Origin of the sequence: Micavibrio sp. TMED2 (assembly GCA_002168225.1) — a bacterium.
In the GTDB taxonomy this organism is placed as follows: domain Bacteria; phylum Pseudomonadota; class Alphaproteobacteria; order TMED2; family TMED2; genus TMED2.
Genome location: NHBH01000009.1, coordinates 297,510 through 316,810, shown reverse-complemented (window position 1 = coordinate 316,810; position 19,301 = coordinate 297,510). Strand labels below are relative to the sequence as shown.

Genomic DNA, 19,301 nt, shown 5'->3' with positions numbered 1-19,301 from the left:
GTCTCCTCGTTCAGGCGTTTTCGGAATGGGTGGGGGCGTCCGAGGTCGGCACCGTCGCGGCCGGGGGCGGGCTGCGATAGGCAAGCCGCTCGGAGGCAGGCTTCACGGGGCCGCGGATCTTGGCCATCAGGCGGCCGAGATGCGGCTCCTCGATCAGGTCGAGACGGCCGGAGCGATCCTTCGCCGGGAAGTTCCAGGGGTTGATCGTCTGGCAGACGAAGGCACGGTACGGCGCGCCGGATTCGTCCTTGATCTCCGCCATCGTCAGGACTTCATCGACGATGCCCGGCAGCTCGAGGCCGGTCTTCGAGCCGTCGATCTGCGGCTGGAAGATGCGCCGATTGAAGTCATCGAGCTTCTCGTCGAGGATCCCGACGAACCAGACGTTCTTCGCCCGCGTGTGCTGGAGATGCGTGAGCCACGCGATCATCTCGCGGCCGTGCAGGCCATAGGCGCCGCGGACATCGGGCTTGCCGGTCTTCTCCGAGAACGCCTCGGGCTGCCCCTTGCACCATTGGAAGCAGAGCCGCCCGGCGACGGTGATCGAGTCGATAAAGACCGTGTGGTACCGGTCGAGCGCCGCCGGATCGCCAAAGCGCTCACACACGGCTGCGAAGTGGGCCTCGCTGTAGACCTGGTCGTCCCGCAGCGCCGGGTTGGGGCCGCCGATGAAGAGCGCGAAATCGCGGCACTCGGCCCATGTGCGCGGCCGGACGCTGTCGCCGGACCATCCCTCGATGGCGAGGTCGCCGGCCTCCAGATCGATGAACAGCGTGGTGGCGGGGTCGAGCGTCCACAGAAGGCTGGTCTTGCCGATGCCCGACTTGCCGAAGATCGTGCCCTTGATGCCGCGCGGCTCGGCGAGACGCTGATCGGCGGAGATGATCGGGAGGGCCATCACTTGCCTCCCTTCGCCGCGATCAGGGCGTCGATCGCGACGTCCGCTCCCAGCGCGCCGGCCTTGCGGGCCTCGTCGTGGAGGGTGCGCACCGCATCGATCTCGCGGTAGAGCGCCGATGCCTGCTCGTTCAGCCCGATGAGGGCGAAGGCCAGGTCATCGATCGAGGCCGCCCCGACCGGCTTGACGGTCTCGTCGCGACGCTCGCCAAGGGCCGGCACCCGGATGGTCTCGGGCAGCTTGTCCAGCCCGTAATGGTGCTCGCGGAGCACCGCGAGCTTCTTCGTGATGCTCATGACGTCACCTCGGTGTTCAGGGAAAGACGGAAGCTGGGCTTGCCGGTGCGGACGGTGCGCGCGTCCTCGAAGGCGGAGCGGATGTGGCTCGGCCAGGCCGCGTACTTGCGCTCGGACACCTTGATCGCGACATCGACGTATTCGGTGGGGTCGTCGCCCTCGGCCCGGATGCGTTCGACGAGAGCGGTGAGCTTGTCCTGGTCCCAGTCGACGCGCTTCGGCAGGTCGGCGATCACGGTGACCGCGCCGTCGTCGAAGCGGATGGTCCCGGTGTCTTTGCCGGCGGCCTGCCGTGCGGCGTGGGCACGATCGCCGTACTTCAGCGCGACGGCCCCATCGAGCCAGTCGCAGACGGTCTTGGCGCGGCGCAGAGCGTCGGCGGCCTCGTCCTGCAGGAGGGCGAGCTGCTCGGCGGACAGAGCGGCGATGTCGCCGACAGCCATGCGACGGAGCTCATCGAGGGAGATGCGGTTGGAGATCGTCATGACCGCCCCCCTCACGCCGCAGGCTTGCTGGGGTGGTCGGCGGTGCTCGCCCGGATCTGCTCGCGCTCGTACTCCTCGACGTCTTCGAGGCGATACACGACGCGACCGCCGAGCTTGACGAAGCGCGGGCCTTCGCCTGTCCAGCGCCACCGCTCAAGCGTGCGGTGACTGATGTTCCAGCGCGCAGCCAGGTCGATCTGGTTGAGGTGTTTCGTAGCCATTTGTGTCTCCTTGGGTTCCTGTCGAAAACCTGCGGAGAGGATGGCTGCCGGGCGGGTAGGAGCCGGGAAGGAGCCAGGTAGGGCTCAGGGTAGGAATCGGGGAAAGCGGCTCAGAAATGAAAAAAGCCGCCCACCGGGCGGCCTTTCAGATGAGAGAGTTCAGGTCATCAGAGGAACATCCAACAGCGGCCATGCTCCTCGCTGATGAAATCACGCCATTCAGATCTTCCGGAGAAAGCCTTGGCCAGCGTGTTGACGCTGGTGCTGTATCCGGCGCTCTCCAGAACCTCGGCGGTCAGAAGTTCCGGGTTGCCCGATTTCCAAGCGTCATAGAGTTGCCGGATGATCGCGCGCTGTTTCGATCCAGAGAATGCATAACGTGTTCCGCGAACGGTGAGGGATGCTCCGTCGGCCGCCATGGTGATCAAGTCGTCGTTCAGCTGTGAGCCCGTCGCGACGCGGGCGGCCAATAGCTCGGGAGCGATGGCAAGACCGTTGTGATCGGCAACGTCTCGAACGGCGATGAGCGTATGACCGAGGTGCACGTCAGTCGGCAGGCGATTTCCAGCTGTGAAGCTCAGGACAACTCGCAAGCCGGGTGCCGGACGCTTGCGGGCAGCATCGATGAAACTTCTCCATATCGTCGGATCGCCGAGCCGACGGCCAATCCATACGGAACTGCGTTTGCTGCGTCCCGGTAGTCGCGCGTCGCCCACTTCCCAGAGAAGATCGGGCACGAGTTCGACTGGGTCTGATCGCGGCGACAGATCCAGCCGCTCCACCAACTGGCCGATCAGCTTGCTGAAATTGACGCGGAACGTCGCCAACTGATCACCGGGAACACTCACCCACCCAGCTGTCGGGCTGAAATACCCATATGCCCGATGTTCAGGTGACCAGATCAGATTGACGGGCTCGTCCTCGTGGTCGACGAGTGAAACGGCTGCCCGCGAGTGATCTTTCGGCTGAAGGATCCCAGCCGCCTTCAGCGCTGGCGCGACCCGCCCATAATAGCCGTCGAGGACCGAGCCGCTGATGACCGCATCCGGCGTCTCGATCACCGACAGCAATAGGTCCGCCGCCCTCCGATCAATCGACGACGACACCGCCGTCTCCGGAAAGGATGCCCCAGCGCCGGAGATACTTCTCGCCGATCAGCTGCTCCTCTTCGGTCTGGTCCTTGAGATTGCAGCCATGCGGCATCGTGATCGTCAACGGCAGCGTCCGACCGCGTTTGGCATCGCCCTTGGGATGGAATTTGATGGAGAGTTTGGCCTGTGTCGCCACCCAACCGCCAGCCAGCGGATCGTTGGCGCCGAACCGCTCCGCCGACATGCTCCAAATAGTGCGGTCGGCCTTCCGAAGACATTCCAGCGTGACGCGCTCGCCCACATTGTCGATGGGCATCAGACGCAGCTGCTTGACCTCGACGGACTCGATCCCATCCTCCGGGTCGGTCGGAAAATCGAAAGGATGAAGCAGAACTGCGAGGTCGTAGGTGCGGAAGGGCACCTTCTCGCTCTGGAACTCGATCCCCAGCAGGTCGCGCGCCATGAAGCGGACCATCTCCTCGCGGCTCTCGCGGTCGTTGGCGACGACTTCGATGACGCCGGTCGCCGGTTCATACGTCATGGCCGCCTCGAAGACGGGACGGCGGGCGCGGCGGACGAGCGTTCCCGCGTCATCGAACGCCAGGAAATCGTCGAGGAGGCCTTCGCGGTAAATCGCGATCTGGACAAGCTCGCAATCCTCGCCGTCGAGGGTCGGCCGATAGCGCCCGAAGATGTCGATGTGGATGTTGTTGGAAGCGAACCGATCGCGCAGTGCCGTCTTGAAGGCATCGATGGATGCCTCGTCCCGCCGCAGATCGAGGTTCGGCTCGCCGATGAACCCGTCCCAGCTCCGACCACGGCGCCGCTCATCGGTGTAACGGACCTCCTCAGCATGGCGGAACCGAACCGGTTCGTTCAGGAACATCCAGAGCGAACGTGCATGGCCATTTGCCAGATCATCGAGCACCGTGCGGTCGTCGATCACGCTGTAGAGTGCGGTCTGCCCCGCATCATCGGCCAGGGCGCTCACCCGCTCGGCGTCATTGACGATGCGGGCGCGGGCTTCGTCGTCCATCTCGTCAACGGCGCGAAGCGTGACGCGAACCACCTCGGGCTCGGGCGCCTCCCAATCGACCTCGGTCGGAAGCTCGATGCCGGTGTGGTGGAAATAGGCCTGCAGCGACGAGGCAGGCACGTTGCGGATGAAACTCGTCACTGAGGCCATGGCCGATCTCCTTAGCCCTTGATGTTGCGGGGGTCGTTCCCGTGGGAATCGGACTGGCCAATCCGGCCATCCTGGTTGTGGATCTTGAATTCCGTCCCGGCGTTGCGGCTGATCTCTCGCCCACGGTCGATCGCCTCCCGCTTCGTGTCGAAGTGCCCGCTGGCGCGCTCGGCGCCGCCGCGGCGGACATCCCATCCGCCATTGGGATTGGGGACCACGTGATGGGTGCCCGAACCGTTACCTGCTTTAGCCATGACGGCCTCCTGTCTCGTGAAAGCGCGAAAGCGGGTTCGTTACTACGAACTTGTGCGCAAGATAGGTATTGCAGGTACGGCGTGTCAAGGACTAGATGTATCGCGATAACGAACCCGGCGGACAAACAGGAGAACACCCGGTGCCAACACCCTTGGGAGAGCGCGTTCGCGAGCTCAGACTGAAGCGAGGACTGACCCTGGAGGCGCTCGCCGAAAGGGTCGGATCCAGCAAGAGCTACATGTGGGAGATCGAGAACAAGGACGTCGCGCGCCCTTCGGCGGAAAAACTTGCTCTGATCGCAACCGCAATCGACACCACCGTTGAGTACCTGCTGGCAGGTGACGGAGAGAAGGAAGAAGACGCAGAGGACATCGCATTCTTCCGAAAATACAAGAAGATGGATGCTCCATCGAAAGAGCGACTCCGTCGCATATTGGACGCGTTGGACGACGACTAATGAGCAATGGAAAGCGCAAATCCCCTCAACAAGAGGCGAACCGTCTTTCGATCCTGCTACGTCATGTTCTGGGAGAGGACCGCTTTCCGGTGGACGTCGAAGCGCTTGCCCGCGAGGTCTCCAAAAACAACGAGGATCCGATCACTAAGATCGTGGGCGGGGATCTACCCGGCTTCGAGGGTATGCTCAGGCCACACAGGAAGAGGCCGGAATGGCACATCGTCTACAACGACGATCCGCGGTATCGGGGCCGGGTGCGGTTCACACTCGCGCATGAATTCGGTCATTATCTGCTTCATCGCCCGACCTTGACCGCCCAAGACTACAATTCGGGCATTCTCGATCGCGATTGCGATTTCCAGTGCAAACCACTGCTTCCCAATAGCTGGCAGGAGGAGGAGAAGCAGCGGGAGGAGGAAGCCGACACGTTCGCGTCTTTCCTGCTTATGCCGCTCGACGATTATAGGGCTCAGGTCGATGGACACGAGATGACCGTCGATCTCCTGAACCACGTCACGGATCGCTACGGCGTGTCGTTGATCGCCGCTTGCCGGAAGTGGATCGATTTCACGGATAGGCGAGCGGCGATGATCGTGGCGCGCGACGGCCACGCGAAATGGGGACGCGCCAGCAAAGCCGCCCTAAAGAGCGGGATCTTCGTTCGATCGGGGATGCCGATCCCGGATGACGCGCTGGCCGCCATCGGCGCTGCCGAAAGAGGATTCGTTTCGGACAGGCCAGTCGCCCGGCCGAACGGCGTTTGGAACTTCAGCCGCGGCTCGGAGCCAGTGCGCGAATTGGCGATGGTGTCCGAGTTTCTCGACATGTCTCTGACCATTCTCCAGTTCGATGACGCCTTCGATGTTTGTGAGATCGAAGAGGATACGCCCTGGGACGCGTACGACCAGTTCACCCGTGATGATTCGATGTAACGACCCAACAATGCTGCGGGCAGCGCCGCTCCGGGCGACTTGCACAGATGTTCACGCTGGAAAGGCCTGACGAACGGCTTCGATCTGCTTCTAATGATTCCGCAGAAAAGCGATAAGTCATTGAATATGATTGCATATCGTCGTTTTGCGACTACCGTTTCGCCAGTCATCTTCTGTTGCGAACGGTCTCATGCAAGACGCCCGATCTGGCCCGAACCCGCTGCTGCCCGTCCGTCTGTCGACGGGCGAACGCCTCGATGAACTCGCGTTCATTTTTGCCGCGGGGCTGAGGCGTATACTGCCGGAACAGTCCAGTTCTTTATCTGCACCTGGCGAAGACAGTTCATTCGACATTCTCGCCCTCAAACGCCGTGTTGGTCGTCGCAAACCGAGCAACCGAGTTGGAGGGCAATAATGCCAGGAACAAAGAGAAAGACTGACGCCGCGCCATGGCGGGTGGGCGAACGCGACGCGGCGGACGCGAGCGTGGTCACGCAGCTTGCAGCGCTGAAACGAATGACGGTGGTCGAGCTGAAGGCGAAGTGGGAAAGCATCTTCGGCACCCCCGCTCCGAACAACAGCCGCAGTTACCTCGAGCTGAGGCTCAGCTACCGGGTCCAGGAACTGACCCTCGGCGGCCTGTCCCGCGAGACGCGGCGGACGCTGGACTTGCTGGCTGACGAAATCGAGGGCCGGGCCGGGCGCAAGACGATCATCGCGGATCCCCGCAACCCCGTGGTCGGAACCCGCCTCGTGCGCGAATGGGACGGGGTAGAGCACACCGTCACGGTGATGAAGGACGGCTTCGACTGGCAGGGGCGCAAGTTCAAGTCGCTCTCGGCGGTGGCGCGGGCGATCACCGGCACGCAGTGGAACGGCTACCGCTTCTTCGGCTTGCGCGAGGCGCGGAGGGACGACCGATGAGCCGTCATCAGGAAGCCGTCGCGGTCGTTCCGCGCCGCCAGCGCTGCGCCATTTATACCCGCAAGTCGAGCGAGGAAGGGCTCGACATGGAGTTCAACAGCCTCGACGCCCAGCGCGAGGCTTGCGAGGCCTTCGTGACGAGCCAGAAGGCGGAAGGCTGGGCCACCATTCGCGAACGCTACGATGACGGCGGCTTCTCCGGTGGCACGCTGGAACGGCCCGGCCTGAAGCGCCTCATTCAGGACGTCGAGGCCGGTCTGATCGATGTGATCGTGGTCTACAAGATCGACAGGTTGTCGCGCTCGCTGATGGACTTCGCCAAGCTGGTCGAGATCTTCGACCGCAATCAGGTGACCTTCGTTTCGGTCACGCAGTCGTTCAACACCACGACCTCGATGGGCCGCTTGACCCTGAACATCCTCCTGAGCTTCGCGCAGTTCGAGCGGGAGGTGATCGGCGAGCGCATCCGCGACAAGGTCGCGGCATCCCGCAAGCGCGGCATGTGGATGGGCGGTCACGTCCCGCTGGGCTACGACGTGCGCGACCGCAAGCTGGTGGTCAACGAGGCCGAGGCCGCGACGGTCCGGATGATCTTCGAGCGATTCGTCGCCATGGGCTCCGCCACGACGCTGGCCAAAGCGCTCGCGGCTGAAGGCGTGCTGAACAAGCGCGGCAAGCCGATCGACAAGGGCTTCCTCTACAAACTGATCAACAACCGGGTCTACCTTGGCGAAGCCGTGCACAAGGGCACGGCCTATCCCGGCGAGCACGAGGCCATCATCGATCAGACCCTCTGGGACAAGGTGCATAGCATCCTGCAGGAGAGCCCGCGCCTGCGGGCGAAGAATACTCGCCGCCAGACGCCGGCCCTGCTGAAGGGGATCATCTTCACCGAGACAGGCACGGCGATGACGCCGACCGCGACGAAGAAGGGCACGCGCCTCTACCGCTACTACGCGTCGATGGACCTGATCCGAAACCGCCCGACCGGAGACGCCTCGGGTCCGCTGCGCTTGCCCGCCGGCATGGTCGAGGATGCCGTCGTCGGCGAAATCCGCCGCATGATCCGCGCACCCGAAGTCGCGGCGCGAACCATAAAGGCCCTGCGCGACGAGAGCCCGACCATCGATCAGAAGGCGGTCGTCACGGCGCTCGGCGAGTTCGATCAGCTATGGGCGGCGCTCTATCCGGCGGAGCAGACCCGCATCGTCCAGCTTCTGGTCGAGCGGGTGACCGTCGGCGAAGACGGCATCGCCGTCGATCTGCGCCACGACGGGCTGGGCTCGGTTCTCCGGGACATGATGGCGCCCCGCCAGACGGAGGCCCACGCATGACCGACTCGACGAACACCATCCGGGTCGTCATCCCCCTGACGATCCGCAAACGCAATGGGCGGCCGAAGATCCTGCCGCCCGACGAGGTGACGGTTCGGAACGGCCGGTCACAAGACCCTCATGTGCTGCGCGCCATCGCCCGCGCCTGGAGCTGGCGGCGGCAGCTGGAAACGGGCGCCGCTTCCACGATCCAGGACATCGCGGCGGCCGAGAAGGTCTCCGACCGGTTTGTGAGCCGAATGATGCGGCTCGCCTATCTGTCACCCGAGGTGCTTGAACACCTCGTCATCAGGCGCGTCCCACCGGCGCTGTCATTGAACGACCTTGTTTCGGTCGCCGACCGGCCATGGGCGGAGCAGATGGGGATAGTGTTTGAGGGACTGGCTTAACCGGCACAGCAGGAGAGTTTTGCCACATCCTTGTCGAATGTCTGGGCGGCCAGCTTCAACCCTTCAACAGTGGTCAGGTAGGGGAAGATCATCTCTCCGAGTGCCTTCGTGGTCATGCCGAACTTGAGCGCCAGCGCCAGCGTCTGGATGCTGTCGGCGCCCTCGGGCGCCATGATCACACCTCCCAGAAGCCGGTCGGTTTTCGCGTCCGCCACAAGCTTGATGAGCCCACGCGTGTCGCGCGCGGCCAGCGCCCGCGGCACGTTGTCTAGCGTCAGGACGCTCGTCTTGACCTCATGCCCGGTCGCGCGCGCCTCCGCTTCGGTCAGGCCGACACCCGCCACTTGTGGACCCGTAAACACGACCCACGGCATGGTTCCATTGTCGTAGACGAGGCTATCGCCATTCAGCGCGTTCTTCGCGGCGAGCTTTGCGCCATAGGCCGCCATGTAGACGAACTGGTCCCGGTTGGTCACATCGCCCGCCGCGTAGACGCCGGCTTTCGAGGTGCGCATGTGGTCATCGACCACGATGGCGCCGCGAGCGTCTTGCGCCACACCGGCCTCCGCCAAGCCGAGGGTTGCGGTATTGGGGATGCGTCCCGTCGCGACCAGCAGCCGCTCCGCCTTCAGCTCGACCGTCTTGCCGCCTTCGCTGACGCAGACGGTGACGCCGGTCTCATCTTCACAGCAGGCATCGTAGGTGATGCCGCAATGAAGCGTGATGCCTTCGGCGCGGAAGGCCGCAGCCAGCGCGTCCGACACTTCCGGTTCCACCTGCGGCAGCAGGCGCGACCGGCAGATCACCGTCACCTCAACGCCCATGCGCGCCATCATCTGGGCAAGCTCCACGCCGATATACCCGCCGCCGATGACAATCAGGCTCCTGGGCAGCGTCTCCAATTCCAGCAGTGTCGTGCTGGTCAGGTAGGCCACGGTCTTGATGCCGGGAATCGGCGGCACGGCAGGTCGTCCGCCCGTAGCGATGATGATATTGTCGGCGGCGACAGGGCCGTTTTCGACGAGCACGCCGGCGCCGTTCAACCGCGCCGCGCCCTCCAAATAGGTAATCCCGTCATACTCGGGCAGCAGGTCGGCGTATTTCTTCTGCCGTAGCGTCGAGACGAGATCGTCCTTGGCGGCGATCAGACGTCGCCAATCATTCACCTGCGCGTCGCCGGTCAGGCCCGGGAACCGGCCCGCCGCCCTTGCGCCATGTAGCGCCTCGGCGGCGCGGATCATGGTTTTGGACGGCACGCAGCCGACATTGACGCAGGTGCCGCCAATGGTGCCGTGGCCGATCAGGGCGACGCTCGCCCCTTGCTCGGCCGCCGTGATGGCAGCGGAAAAGCCTGCCGAACCCGCGCCGATGACGGCGAGGTCGTAGGTTGTCCGGGATCGTGCGTTGGGGGTGCAGCAGTGGCTTGGCTTGAGGCGTTCGTTCATGTCCGTCTTTCTTTCTGTTCTCAGACCATCGACCCGAGGTCCGAGGCGTAGCTGGGATAGGCGAAGATCGCCGCCTTGATCCGGTTGGCGGTCAGCCCCGCACCCATGGCCATCGCGAAAAGATTGATCTGTTCCTCCGTTCCCGGACCAATCAGATGCGCGCCGAGGATGTGGCCGGTCTCACGCTCCACCAAAACCTTGAAGCCGCTGGCCACGGCGCTTACACGTATCGAGGAATACCATCGCTCGGTCCGCTCGAAATGGACGTCGAAGTCGTGTCCCGCCTCCTTCGCTGCGGCCTCGGACAGGCCGACGCTGCCAAGCGGCGGCAGGGTGAAGACCGTGCTCGGGATCGGCGGATAGACGATCTTGCGTTCGTCCTGGTTCGCCAGCAGGTTCTTGGCCGCAATGCGCGCCTCGTTGGCCGAGACCGGCGTCAGGTTCGGCCCGCTGTCGGCGCAGTCGCCCGCGGCGAAGATCGCCGGGTTCGACGTGCGCATTGCGGGGCTGACCTTGATGCCGCGTTTCGTTGCATCCACCCCGGCGGCCTCGAGGTTCAGATCCTCGATGTTCGGCACCCGCCCGGCCGCATGAACCGCAACGTCGCAGACGACCTTCTTCGGCCCATCCGGCGTTTCGTACTGCACGGCAAAGGCGTTACCCTCGCGCGCGATGCCGCTGACCGCGGCCCCGGTGTGGACATCGACGCCCAGCGCCTCGGTCGCCTCGGCCAGGATCGCCGTCAGGTCGGGATCGAAGTTCGGCAGGATGCGGGGCCCGCGTTGCAGCACGGTGACCGTCTCGGCCCCGGCGCGCGCGGCGATATGCGCAAATTCCAACGCGATATAGCCGCCGCCGACAAAGACGATGCGCCGCGGGCATTCCGGCAGCTCCAGGAAGTCGGTGCTGGTGATCAGATGCTCCTCGCCGGGGATCCCCAGCGTGGCAGGCCGCGCGCCCGTGGCGATGTGGAAATGCCGCGCTCGCCAGGCCCTGCCGTCGATCTCGACCGTGTCGGGCGCGGTGAAACGCGCCGATCCTTGGAGCGTGGCGATGCCGGCCCTGTCGTGTCCGGCCTCGATCCGGCCCGGCATGGCGTCGGTGAAGGTCCGCTTGAAGGCCATCATCTCGGCCCAGTCGATCCGGGGCTCGGCGATCAGCCCCTTGCCGTCCATCGCCCGCGCCCGTTCGACGCCTTCGGTCACGCCGACCAGCATCTTCTTGGGATCGCACCCCCTGAGCGCGCAGGTGCCGCCGTAGGGAAGCCGGTCGACGATGGCGACCTTCCAGCCCTCGGCGGCGGCCATGCGCGCCACGCCGTTGCCGCCCGTTCCCGCGCCGATGACGATGAGGTCGAACTCAAATCCGTCGGACATGAAGGTTATTTATCTCTCTGAAAATTAATCGTCTGGACATCGTCCCTATCGCAGCAAGCCGCCGCGCGGCTCTGCCGCCACAGGCCGTAGGCCGCCACGCCGAGGAAGAGGACGAGCGCGGGCAGCAGCACATAGTCGAGACCGCCAATCCACGCCGAAAGGCCGACCGCGCCGAGGGCAATGACAAGCACCGGCGTGGCGCAGCAGATCGCGGCGATCGCGGCCCCGATGATACCGGTCTTGAGGATCGTTGCGTCCTTCATCGGCCTCAGCCTCGGACCGAGGCCGGATAGCCCGCGTTGGTCGAGGCCGCGGCGATGGCGTCTGCGTTCGTCACCGATGGGTCGAAGACCACGGTTGCTGTCTTGGCATCGAAGTCGATATTGACCGAGCGAACGCCCTCTACGCCTTCCATGGCGCGTTTCACGGTCACTGGGCAGAGCGCGCAGGTCATGTTCTGGATGGCGAAGGTCCGGGTCTGGGCGGCCGCCACCTGTTGGGAGGCGGACTGGGCGGCGGCCGGGGCCACGGCCGTTCCGATGGTCCAGCCGAGTCCGCCGAGGGCCAGCAAGGCAGCAGCGAGGATAAGGGGGCGTCTCATGGCGGTTACTCCTATGTTTGGTCTCAGTAGAAGAGCGGCGCCCACCAATTGATGGTCAGCGCGAGCAAGATCACCACGGTGGAGAGGCAAAGCGCAGTCTTGGTGATGACGGCCGACTGCGGCTTGGCGCAATAGGAACCGTCCACACAAGCGGGCTTGGCTTTGAAATAGACCTGCCGGAAGCCGAGGCCGATGAAGACAAGCGCAATGCCTGCGAAATACGGCTTGTAGGGCTCAAGCGCGGTAAGGTTGCCGATCCAGGCCCCGGAGATGCCGAGCATTACGAACAGCAGCGGCACCACGCAGCAGGTCGAGGCCAGAATGGCGCCGATCACACCGCCCGCCGCAAAGATGTTCCGCTTCCGATCGTCTGCATCTTCAGCGGCTTGTACCGTCTGGATTCCTGCTTCGGGTGTGCTCATGCGTCATCGTCCTCGCCTTGGTTCTGATTTTAAGATAAGGTCTGTAGTGACTACAGACTCAAGGGGGTTTTTGACAGAATGGGAGATCACGTTTCCGGGAAGGGACTGAAGCGCGCGGACCTTGCGCGGCGCACGGGCTGCAATCTGGAGACCATCCGTTATTACGAGAAGATCAGCATGATGCCCGATCCACCGCGCACCGCATCCGGCTACCGCGTCTATGACGAGACCCATGTTGGGCGTTTGCGCTTCATCCTGCGCGGCCGGGAGCTGGGCTTCTCCATCGAGGAGTTGCGCGGGCTCTTGCAGCTCGTAGATCGAGGGACTCAGACCTGCGCCGAGGTGAAGGCGCTGACGGAGCAACATCTTGCGGACGTGCGCGCCAAGATCGCTGACCTCAGGCGCATAGAGAAGGTGCTCGCCGCCACGGCTGCGCAGTGCTCGGGCGAAGAGGTGCCGGAGTGCCCCGTGCTGGAGGCGCTGGCATCGTGATCAAACGGATCCACAAGTGTGCGCATCTGCGCGATTGATTTGGCATTTGATGGTTCGTGTGAATACGTCGCACAACGCCTATCGCGCGTTCTCAGGATGGCGACGCCAGCCGGGATAACTGCCGCAGAAAATGCCCTGGTGCGATGGGCGGAACTACCTGAAAACGTAGACTTTCACGAAGCCGAACCGCTCGGCATGAGGTTCGGTCGGTTAGAGACGGAGGGCCGTTTAGAGACGGAAACTGGACCCGGCGTCAGTCTCCGAGGTTCGGATGCCTCGGCTAAACGCCTTTGAAACAAAAAGAAAAAGGCCCGCGGGTGGGGCCTCATCTCGGGTTCGCTACAAGATAATGGCGGAGAGAGAGGGATTCGAACCCTCGGTGCGCGTGAAGCGCACAACGGTTTTCGAGACCGCCCCGTTCAACCACTCCGGCATCTCTCCTTGTGTCCTGAGGGGCGGTGCTTATATTCTTGTGCCGTCAGATGTCAATAATGGCCGTGCCGGAATACCGCCCGGGGGCGGTGCATGGCCGGGTATCGTATTTGTTGGCTGCCATGAATTGACAGAAAGCGCGCATACCTATATTACCTGCGCACTCGCGTGATATGGCTCATTGCGGCGTGGTGTTACACGGGGCCTGCACGCAAACAGATTTCATGATCTAGAAACGATCGGTCGGCACGAATGGCGGCTCGCCTCCATGCTTGTGAGCGGTTTCGATCGATTGGATAAACCGGACAGGCGGTCAACAACCGCCAGATGAGTTGGAGTTAGTACGATGTATGCGGTTCTGAAAACCGGCGGTAAGCAATATCGCGTTGCCAAGGGCGACGTTATCAAGGTCGAGAAGCTGGACGGCGAAGCCGGTGGCAAGATTGAGCTCGGCAATATCCTTATGGTTGGCGACGGCAAAAAAACCACCGTTGGCAGCCCACTCGTTGATGGTGCCAAGGTTACGGCCGAAATCCTCGGTCAGGACCGCGGTCCGAAAATCATCGTTTTCAAGAAGAAGCGTCGTCAGAACTATCGCCGCAAGAAAGGTCACCGTCAGGATCTGACCGTTCTGCGCATTACTGATATCGCAGTTTAATTGACGTTTAAGCCAGGACAGGAAGAGATCGATGGCACATAAAAAAGCAGGCGGTTCATCCCGTAACGGTCGCGACAGTGAAGGCCGCCGCCTCGGCGTAAAGAAATTCGGTGGTGAGAGCGTTCTCGCAGGCAACATCATTGTTCGCCAGCGCGGCACCAAATTCTATCCGGCCAACAATGTCGGCATGGGCAAGGATCACACCCTGTTCGCGCTTACCGATGGCGAAGTGAAATTCCACAAGATCCGTGGCGGCAAGAACGCCGTGTCGATCCTGGAAACCGCTGCGGAAGCTGCCGAATAAGCAGCCGACCGTTTTACGGTCCTGCCGGTAACTGAATTCTCTTTAGCGAACGTGTGCCCTCGTGCCCGTTCGCTAAAGTTGTTTTTGATCCCGGCCAACCGGACAACACAACTGCAGTCCCCCATATAGCAGCCACCACAGCTACGAGAGCGCCCCGGCGCACCACCCCATGAAATTTCTCGACGAAGCCAAAATCTTTTTAAAATCCGGCGATGGTGGCCACGGCTCCGTCGCGTTCCGGCGTGAGAAATATGTCCCGCGCGGCGGTCCTGCCGGTGGTGATGGCGGGCGTGGTGGCCATGTTATCTTCAAGGCGGTCCCGGCCCTCAATACCCTGATCGACTTCCGCTACCGCCAGCATTTCAAGGCCGAGCGCGGCGAAAACGGCATGGGCAGCAACCGCAGCGGCAAACAGGGCGAAGACCTGATCGTGCCAGTGCCGATCGGTACCCAGATACTGGATGAGGACAGGGAAACCCTGCTCGCCGATCTGAGCGTGGAAGGCGACAGCGTCCAGCTCCTGCGGGGCGGCGATGGCGGCTATGGCAACAGCCATTACAAGACCTCGACCAATCAGGCACCGCGCTATGCCCAGAAGGGCTTCGAGGGCGAGGAATGCTGGGTCTGGCTGCGTCTGAAGCTGATCGCCGATGCCGGGCTGGTCGGACTGCCGAATGCCGGTAAATCAACCTTTCTGGCTGCCAATTCTGCTGCCAAGCCGAAGATCGCCGATTACCCCTTCACCACCATTGCCCCCAATCTCGGCGTGGTCGAGACCCAGGATGGCAGCTTCGTGCTCGCCGATATTCCCGGCCTGATCGAGGGCGCATCCGAGGGCAAGGGTCTGGGTGACCGTTTCCTTGGCCATGTGGAGCGTACCCGTATCCTGCTGCACCTGATCGACGGCACCGCCGAGGATGTGGTTGAGAACTATCGAATCGTCCGTGGTGAACTCACCGCCTATGGCAATGGTCTGGCCGACAAGCCGGAGATCGTGGCACTCAACAAGATCGATGCCCTGAGCGAGGAAGAAATCGCCGAGAAGGTTGCCGCCCTGCGTGCGGAGACCGATGCCACGGTGTATGAGCTGTCTGGTGCCACCAGTCAGGGTTTAAAACCAATCATTTACGCCCTTGAAGCCGCCATCCTCAAAGCCAATGCAGTCCCGGAAGAGGAAGATGACGCCCCCTGGGAGCAGGAAGCGGCTGTCACCGACACAGCGCAGGACAGCGAGTATTGAGACCAAAACCCGTGTCGGGCATTGGCACCACACCATTAACGACGATACTGTAACCAATGGTATTTGCCCTACTGCCAGTGGCTTCAAAGTATATTTCACCCGATGTTGACATCTATGGTGATCCAAATCGCAGGCACCGCCCGCCTACAGGTCCGCACATGAATGATGCAGCGCGCTTCTTTGCCGGAATCGTCCTTTTGATCTTCTTCGGTTATGCCGCCTATGCCGGTGTAACCAGCTATATGGCCGTGACGGAGGCCAATGAGGAACTGGATCGACAAATCGCCGCCGCCGACCGGGAGACCGAAATCGTCGCCCGCATCGTGCGCTATGCTGATACCTATCAGGCGGTCAGCAGCGTCTATGCCTCCCGCGATTATTATTACCGGCTGATCCTTGGCAATGCGCCACCGGAACAGGCTCTGGTGCTAGATCGCAACCTCGATCAGGCCCTGACCGACTGCATCACCCGCCCCCATGAGGACTGCCTGTATCCGTTAAGCGAACAGGCCGGTGCCGATGCTCAGGATATTTTCCTGCGCGACGCCCACCGGGCATGGCTGGTTGATTTCTATGTCCGGCGCGGCGAACTGAGCACCGCACGCGACACGGCTGGCCGGATCGCCACCCCGATCATTCGGGCTGCCGCCTTTGAACAGGTGACCCTGCAACTGAATGCCCTCGGCCAGGATGAACCGGCACTGGAATCTGCTGCTGCGGCGGCACAGGCTCTGTCGGAAGCCGATGGCAACCTGATCCGCGCTGTTGCCACGACCCAGCTGGCACAGATGTTCATCGAGATCGGCGAGCCGGGTCGCGCCCTGACCATTCTGGCGGAAGCACCGCCGATGATCCTCGCTCAGGGTGAGCAGGCAGCCGCCCTGGATCAGACCCTTGGCCTGCTGCAGATCGCGGCGACAGCCAGCCTGATCGGCGATATCAACACCATTGCCGTTACCGCCAAGGCAATCGAACAGATCGATACCATCGACAGCGGCCCGGTGCCGCGGGCCCGGATCAATGCCCTGCTTGTCGCCGATATGGCCCGCATGCAGGGTGTTGAGCCAGCCATGACAGCGCTGGCAGCACTGACCCGCGACATCGACCGGGCCTTTGCCCAGATGCTGCTGGCCCAGAACCTCGCCCTCGGTGGCGAATTGCTGGTGGCCGATGAGGTACTGCAGGCCGGTATCGTGCTCAGCCAGAGCCTCGGCGTTACCCTGCCAGCGGAACTGCTGGTCGAGGTGGTCGGCGCTCAGGCAGCACTCGGTTATTTCCCGGCAGCAACCGTGACCCTCAGCAATATCGATGTCCCGACCCTGCGTGAGGAAGCCCAGTACCTGCTCGCCCGCTACTATCTCTATGCCGGTCGCGATGAAGAGGCCCTGCCACTGATCGAAGAACTGGAAGGCAGCTATTTTGCACCCGGGCTGGAGGCATTGCTGGAAGCCGACCCGGAAACCCGTGCCCGTGAGTTTGCCAGCGTTGACATGGCCCAACGACTGCTGCGGTTTTTCCGCCGTGGCTGGACTACACAGCTGAGCAATTTTGAAAAACGGCTTGAGGATCGCAATGCCCTCAGCGGCATGCGGCCGATTGCCCAAGCGGCTGATATCTTTGCCCAGTTGCCAAGCGCCGATATCAATGCCGTTAATGCGAGTGCCCTGCTTGCCCTCGGTATGAGCATCCGCGCAGGCGTTACCCCGCTGCCGGTAGAGCAAATCATCGCCAATGCCTGTGAAGGCCAAGGCGAGCAATGCCGGGTGGACTTACCGTTCCTGCGGGGGTATGCCTTCCGCACCTATATTCTGCCGGTGCTGGCCGATGTGGATCTGGCTGTCACCGCAGCAAACTAGCAGCCACTCAACCGGTCCCTGACCGTTCTACAGAACAGATCACAATGCGACACCTTGATGCCGCCAGACGCTTTGTCGTCAAAATCGGCTCAGCCCTTCTCGTAGATGATGAAACCGGCACGATCCGTCGTGCCTGGCTTGAGAGCCTTGCGCTCAATATCGCCGATGCCCGCAAGGCTGGTCAGGATGTAATTATCGTTTCCTCCGGCGCGATTGCCCTCGGCCGCCGTCTGCTCGGACTGCCAACCGGCAAGCTGAAGCTCGAGGAAAAGCAGGCCGCCGCCGCTGCCGGTCAGGTACTGCTAGCCCATCACTATCAGGCCGCCCTTGCCGCCCATGGCGTACCGGCGGCACAGCTGCTGCTGACCCCCGACGATACCGAGGACCGCCGCCGTCACCTCAATGCCCGCGCGACGCTCTCGACCCTGCTGTCGCTCGGCGCGGTGCCGGTAATCAACGAGAATGATACGGTTGCTACCGCTGAAATTCGCTTCGGTGACAATGATCGGCTCGGTGCCCGTGTCGCCCAGATGTCTTCTGCTGATACCCTGATCCTGCTGAGCGATGTGCAGGGACTCTATACTGCCGACCCGACCAGAAACAGCATGGCAAAACGCATCGGCCATATTCCGCGCATCACACCGGAGATCGAGGCCATGGCCGGTGGCGCACAGTCCGGTGTCGGCACCGGTGGCATGGTGACCAAGATCGCCGCCGCCAAGATCGCCACGGCTGCCGGATGCCACGTCCTGCTCGGCAATGGCCATGCGCTGTCACCGCTGAGCCAGTTCCGCGAAGATCACGCAGCGGCAACCGGTGAAGCACCGTTCAGCTGGTTCGAAGCGGTTGCGGAACCTATCCGGGCACGCAAGAGCTGGATTGTCGGCCATGTGGACCTTGCCGGACGCATCCGCGTTGATGCCGGTGCGGTCCGGGCACTCAATAATGGTCGCAGCCTGCTGCCCGCCGGTGTGGCGCTGGTAACCGGCAGCTTCGAGCGCGGTGACATTGTTGCCGTGGATGGCCCGGACGGTATCGAGATCGCCCGTGGCATCACCGCCTATAGCAGCGAGGACGCCATGCTGATCGCCGGTCACCACAGTCAGGAGATCGAGAGCATTCTCGGCTTTGCCGGACGTGAGGAAATGATCCACCGCGACGATCTCGCCATGACACAGCAACAGGATGGGGCAAACCATGCCGATTAAGGCTATTCTCTGGGACTGTGACGGCACGCTGGTCGATAGTGAGCCACTGCATCAGGAATGTATCGGCGCGGTCGCGGCGAGCCATGGCGCACCGCTCAGCCATGCCGATATCAAACGCTTCCTCGGTCGCACCACGGCGGAAATCTGGGATTACCTGAAAACCGAACGCGGGCTGACCCTCGACTTCAATGGCTGGCGCGATGCGGTACATGCCTATTACGACGCCAATGTCATGGAGAAGGTGAAAACCCGCCCCGGTGTCGACAGCCAGATCATGATCTTTGCCGCCATGGGGTTGCGTCAGGCTGTGGTCTCAAACAGTACCCGCCCGCTGGTCGATGCCAGTCTTAAGGTCATTGGCCCTAACAACCTGCTCGAATTTTCCCTCAGCATGGATGATGTGGGCAAACCCAAGCCCGACCCCGAGCCGTATTTCCGGGCCGCCTTGAAGATGATGCTGCCACCGCATCAGTGTCTGGTGCTTGAGGACAGTCCGGCAGGTGCCCGTGCCGCGCGTGCCGCCGGCATGCGGGTCATGGTCTGGCCACAGGACTCGGAACTTGTCTATGACGAGATCGACTATATCACTGACAGCCTGACCACCCCTGACTGGGTGCGTATCATCCGCAAGCGGCGCAAGCCGAAGCCGCTGATCGCCCGCTCATTGGCCGCTGGCATACCGCCGGATCAGGTGGATCAGGAAGAGCCGGACGACGCCGAGCTGGAGACCCACCCGGCAGCCGCCCCGAAATCCGACTGACCGGTCGGACAGAGCATAACTTTCACAGATCAGCTATGG

24 protein-coding genes and 1 tRNA gene are annotated in these 19,301 nt (G+C 62.6%); 12 read left to right on the top strand and 13 right to left on the bottom strand.

Features of this window, described 5'->3' with window-relative positions; all coding sequences use genetic code 11:
* Positions 1–10: 10 nt before the first annotated feature.
* The 7 genes from CBB62_13205 to CBB62_13175 all read right to left on the bottom strand — a co-directional run bounded on the left by CBB62_13205 (position 11) and on the right by CBB62_13175 (position 4,431).
* Positions 11–898, bottom strand: coding sequence for a hypothetical protein (locus CBB62_13205; protein OUT39346.1), 888 nt, complete (start codon positions 896–898; stop codon positions 11–13).
* Positions 898–1,194 carry a hypothetical protein gene (locus tag CBB62_13200; protein OUT39345.1) on the bottom strand — a complete coding sequence of 99 codons (297 nt, stop codon included), beginning with the start codon at positions 1,192–1,194 and terminating at the stop codon, positions 898–900. Before CBB62_13200 ends, CBB62_13205 begins: the two co-directional genes overlap by 1 nt.
* Positions 1,191–1,679 carry a hypothetical protein gene (locus CBB62_13195; protein ID OUT39344.1) on the bottom strand — a complete coding sequence of 163 codons (489 nt, stop codon included), beginning with the start codon at positions 1,677–1,679 and terminating at the stop codon, positions 1,191–1,193. The genes CBB62_13200 and CBB62_13195 overlap by 4 nt, the downstream gene beginning before the upstream one ends.
* 11 nt (positions 1,680–1,690) lie before the next feature.
* Positions 1,691–1,900, bottom strand: coding sequence for a helix-turn-helix domain-containing protein (locus tag CBB62_13190; protein ID OUT39343.1), 210 nt, complete (start codon positions 1,898–1,900; stop codon positions 1,691–1,693).
* Between the two features lie 167 nt (positions 1,901–2,067).
* Positions 2,068–3,006: a hypothetical protein gene (locus CBB62_13185; protein ID OUT39342.1), complete on the bottom strand. Its 939-nt coding sequence runs from the start codon at positions 3,004–3,006 to the stop codon at positions 2,068–2,070.
* Positions 2,990–4,177 carry a hypothetical protein gene (locus tag CBB62_13180; GenBank protein ID OUT39341.1) on the bottom strand — a complete coding sequence of 396 codons (1,188 nt, stop codon included), beginning with the start codon at positions 4,175–4,177 and terminating at the stop codon, positions 2,990–2,992. The genes CBB62_13185 and CBB62_13180 overlap by 17 nt, the downstream gene beginning before the upstream one ends.
* A gap of 11 nt (positions 4,178–4,188) precedes the next feature.
* Positions 4,189–4,431 carry a hypothetical protein gene (locus CBB62_13175; GenBank protein ID OUT39340.1) on the bottom strand — a complete coding sequence of 81 codons (243 nt, stop codon included), beginning with the start codon at positions 4,429–4,431 and terminating at the stop codon, positions 4,189–4,191.
* A gap of 140 nt (positions 4,432–4,571) precedes the next feature.
* Between CBB62_13175 and CBB62_13170 the strand changes: the two genes are divergently transcribed.
* The 5 genes from CBB62_13170 to CBB62_13150 all read left to right on the top strand — a co-directional run bounded on the left by CBB62_13170 (position 4,572) and on the right by CBB62_13150 (position 8,468).
* The gene (locus tag CBB62_13170; protein ID OUT39339.1) at positions 4,572–4,889 is read left to right on the top strand and encodes an XRE family transcriptional regulator; all 318 of its coding nucleotides are present in this window, start codon (positions 4,572–4,574) and stop codon (positions 4,887–4,889) included.
* Positions 4,889–5,821, top strand: a complete 933-nt coding sequence (locus CBB62_13165; GenBank protein ID OUT39338.1) for a hypothetical protein — start codon at positions 4,889–4,891, stop codon at positions 5,819–5,821. Before CBB62_13170 ends, CBB62_13165 begins: the two co-directional genes overlap by 1 nt.
* A gap of 414 nt (positions 5,822–6,235) precedes the next feature.
* Positions 6,236–6,745 (top strand): hypothetical protein, encoded by a 510-nt coding sequence (locus tag CBB62_13160; GenBank protein ID OUT39337.1) that lies wholly within the window; start codon positions 6,236–6,238, stop codon positions 6,743–6,745.
* A complete protein-coding gene (locus CBB62_13155) occupies positions 6,742–8,079 on the top strand; it encodes a recombinase family protein (GenBank protein OUT39336.1) in 1,338 nt (445 codons plus the stop codon). Before CBB62_13160 ends, CBB62_13155 begins: the two co-directional genes overlap by 4 nt.
* On the top strand, positions 8,076–8,468 hold the full coding sequence (locus CBB62_13150; GenBank protein OUT39335.1) for a hypothetical protein: 393 nt from the start codon (positions 8,076–8,078) through the stop codon (positions 8,466–8,468). Before CBB62_13155 ends, CBB62_13150 begins: the two co-directional genes overlap by 4 nt.
* Here CBB62_13150 and CBB62_13145 read toward each other — a convergent pair.
* From CBB62_13145 to CBB62_13125, 5 genes are read right to left on the bottom strand one after another with little or no spacing between them, the layout of a single operon-like run.
* Entirely contained in the window at positions 8,465–9,913 is a 1,449-nt protein-coding gene (locus CBB62_13145; protein OUT39334.1) for a mercury(II) reductase, read from the bottom strand. The two genes, CBB62_13150 and CBB62_13145, sit on opposite strands and share 4 nt — an antisense overlap.
* Positions 9,914–9,933: 20 nt before the next feature.
* Complete coding sequence (locus tag CBB62_13140; GenBank protein ID OUT39333.1) at positions 9,934–11,289, bottom strand: hypothetical protein; 1,356 nt, start codon at positions 11,287–11,289, stop codon at positions 9,934–9,936.
* A 5-nt stretch (positions 11,290–11,294) separates the two neighbouring features.
* Positions 11,295–11,537, bottom strand: coding sequence for a hypothetical protein (locus tag CBB62_13135; protein ID OUT39813.1), 243 nt, complete (start codon positions 11,535–11,537; stop codon positions 11,295–11,297).
* Positions 11,538–11,557: 20 nt separating this feature from the next.
* Complete coding sequence (locus tag CBB62_13130) at positions 11,558–11,890, bottom strand: heavy metal transporter (protein ID OUT39332.1); 333 nt, start codon at positions 11,888–11,890, stop codon at positions 11,558–11,560.
* A gap of 23 nt (positions 11,891–11,913) precedes the next feature.
* The gene (locus CBB62_13125) at positions 11,914–12,312 is read right to left on the bottom strand and encodes a mercury transporter MerT (GenBank protein ID OUT39331.1); all 399 of its coding nucleotides are present in this window, start codon (positions 12,310–12,312) and stop codon (positions 11,914–11,916) included.
* Between the two features lie 78 nt (positions 12,313–12,390).
* On the opposite strand from CBB62_13125, the gene CBB62_13120 reads away from it, so the two are divergent.
* Positions 12,391–12,804: a MerR family transcriptional regulator gene (locus CBB62_13120; GenBank protein OUT39330.1), complete on the top strand. Its 414-nt coding sequence runs from the start codon at positions 12,391–12,393 to the stop codon at positions 12,802–12,804.
* Between the two features lie 350 nt (positions 12,805–13,154).
* Here CBB62_13120 and CBB62_13115 read toward each other — a convergent pair.
* Positions 13,155–13,245, bottom strand: a tRNA-Ser gene (locus CBB62_13115).
* Between the two features lie 337 nt (positions 13,246–13,582).
* Between CBB62_13115 and CBB62_13110 the strand changes: the two genes are divergently transcribed.
* The 6 genes from CBB62_13110 to CBB62_13085 all read left to right on the top strand — a co-directional run bounded on the left by CBB62_13110 (position 13,583) and on the right by CBB62_13085 (position 19,262).
* Positions 13,583–13,894: a 50S ribosomal protein L21 gene (locus tag CBB62_13110; GenBank protein OUT39329.1), complete on the top strand. Its 312-nt coding sequence runs from the start codon at positions 13,583–13,585 to the stop codon at positions 13,892–13,894.
* Between the two features lie 31 nt (positions 13,895–13,925).
* Complete coding sequence (locus CBB62_13105) at positions 13,926–14,198, top strand: 50S ribosomal protein L27 (GenBank protein ID OUT39328.1); 273 nt, start codon at positions 13,926–13,928, stop codon at positions 14,196–14,198.
* 169 nt (positions 14,199–14,367) lie between these two features.
* Positions 14,368–15,438, top strand: a complete 1,071-nt coding sequence (gene obgE / locus CBB62_13100; protein ID OUT39327.1) for a GTPase ObgE — start codon at positions 14,368–14,370, stop codon at positions 15,436–15,438.
* Positions 15,439–15,596: 158 nt separating this feature from the next.
* Positions 15,597–17,294: a hypothetical protein gene (locus tag CBB62_13095; protein OUT39326.1), complete on the top strand. Its 1,698-nt coding sequence runs from the start codon at positions 15,597–15,599 to the stop codon at positions 17,292–17,294.
* A 44-nt stretch (positions 17,295–17,338) separates the two neighbouring features.
* Positions 17,339–18,502 carry a glutamate 5-kinase gene (locus CBB62_13090; protein ID OUT39325.1) on the top strand — a complete coding sequence of 388 codons (1,164 nt, stop codon included), beginning with the start codon at positions 17,339–17,341 and terminating at the stop codon, positions 18,500–18,502.
* Positions 18,480–19,262, top strand: coding sequence for a hypothetical protein (locus CBB62_13085; GenBank protein ID OUT39324.1), 783 nt, complete (start codon positions 18,480–18,482; stop codon positions 19,260–19,262). The genes CBB62_13090 and CBB62_13085 overlap by 23 nt, the downstream gene beginning before the upstream one ends.
* The last annotated feature ends 39 nt before the right edge of the window (positions 19,263–19,301 follow it).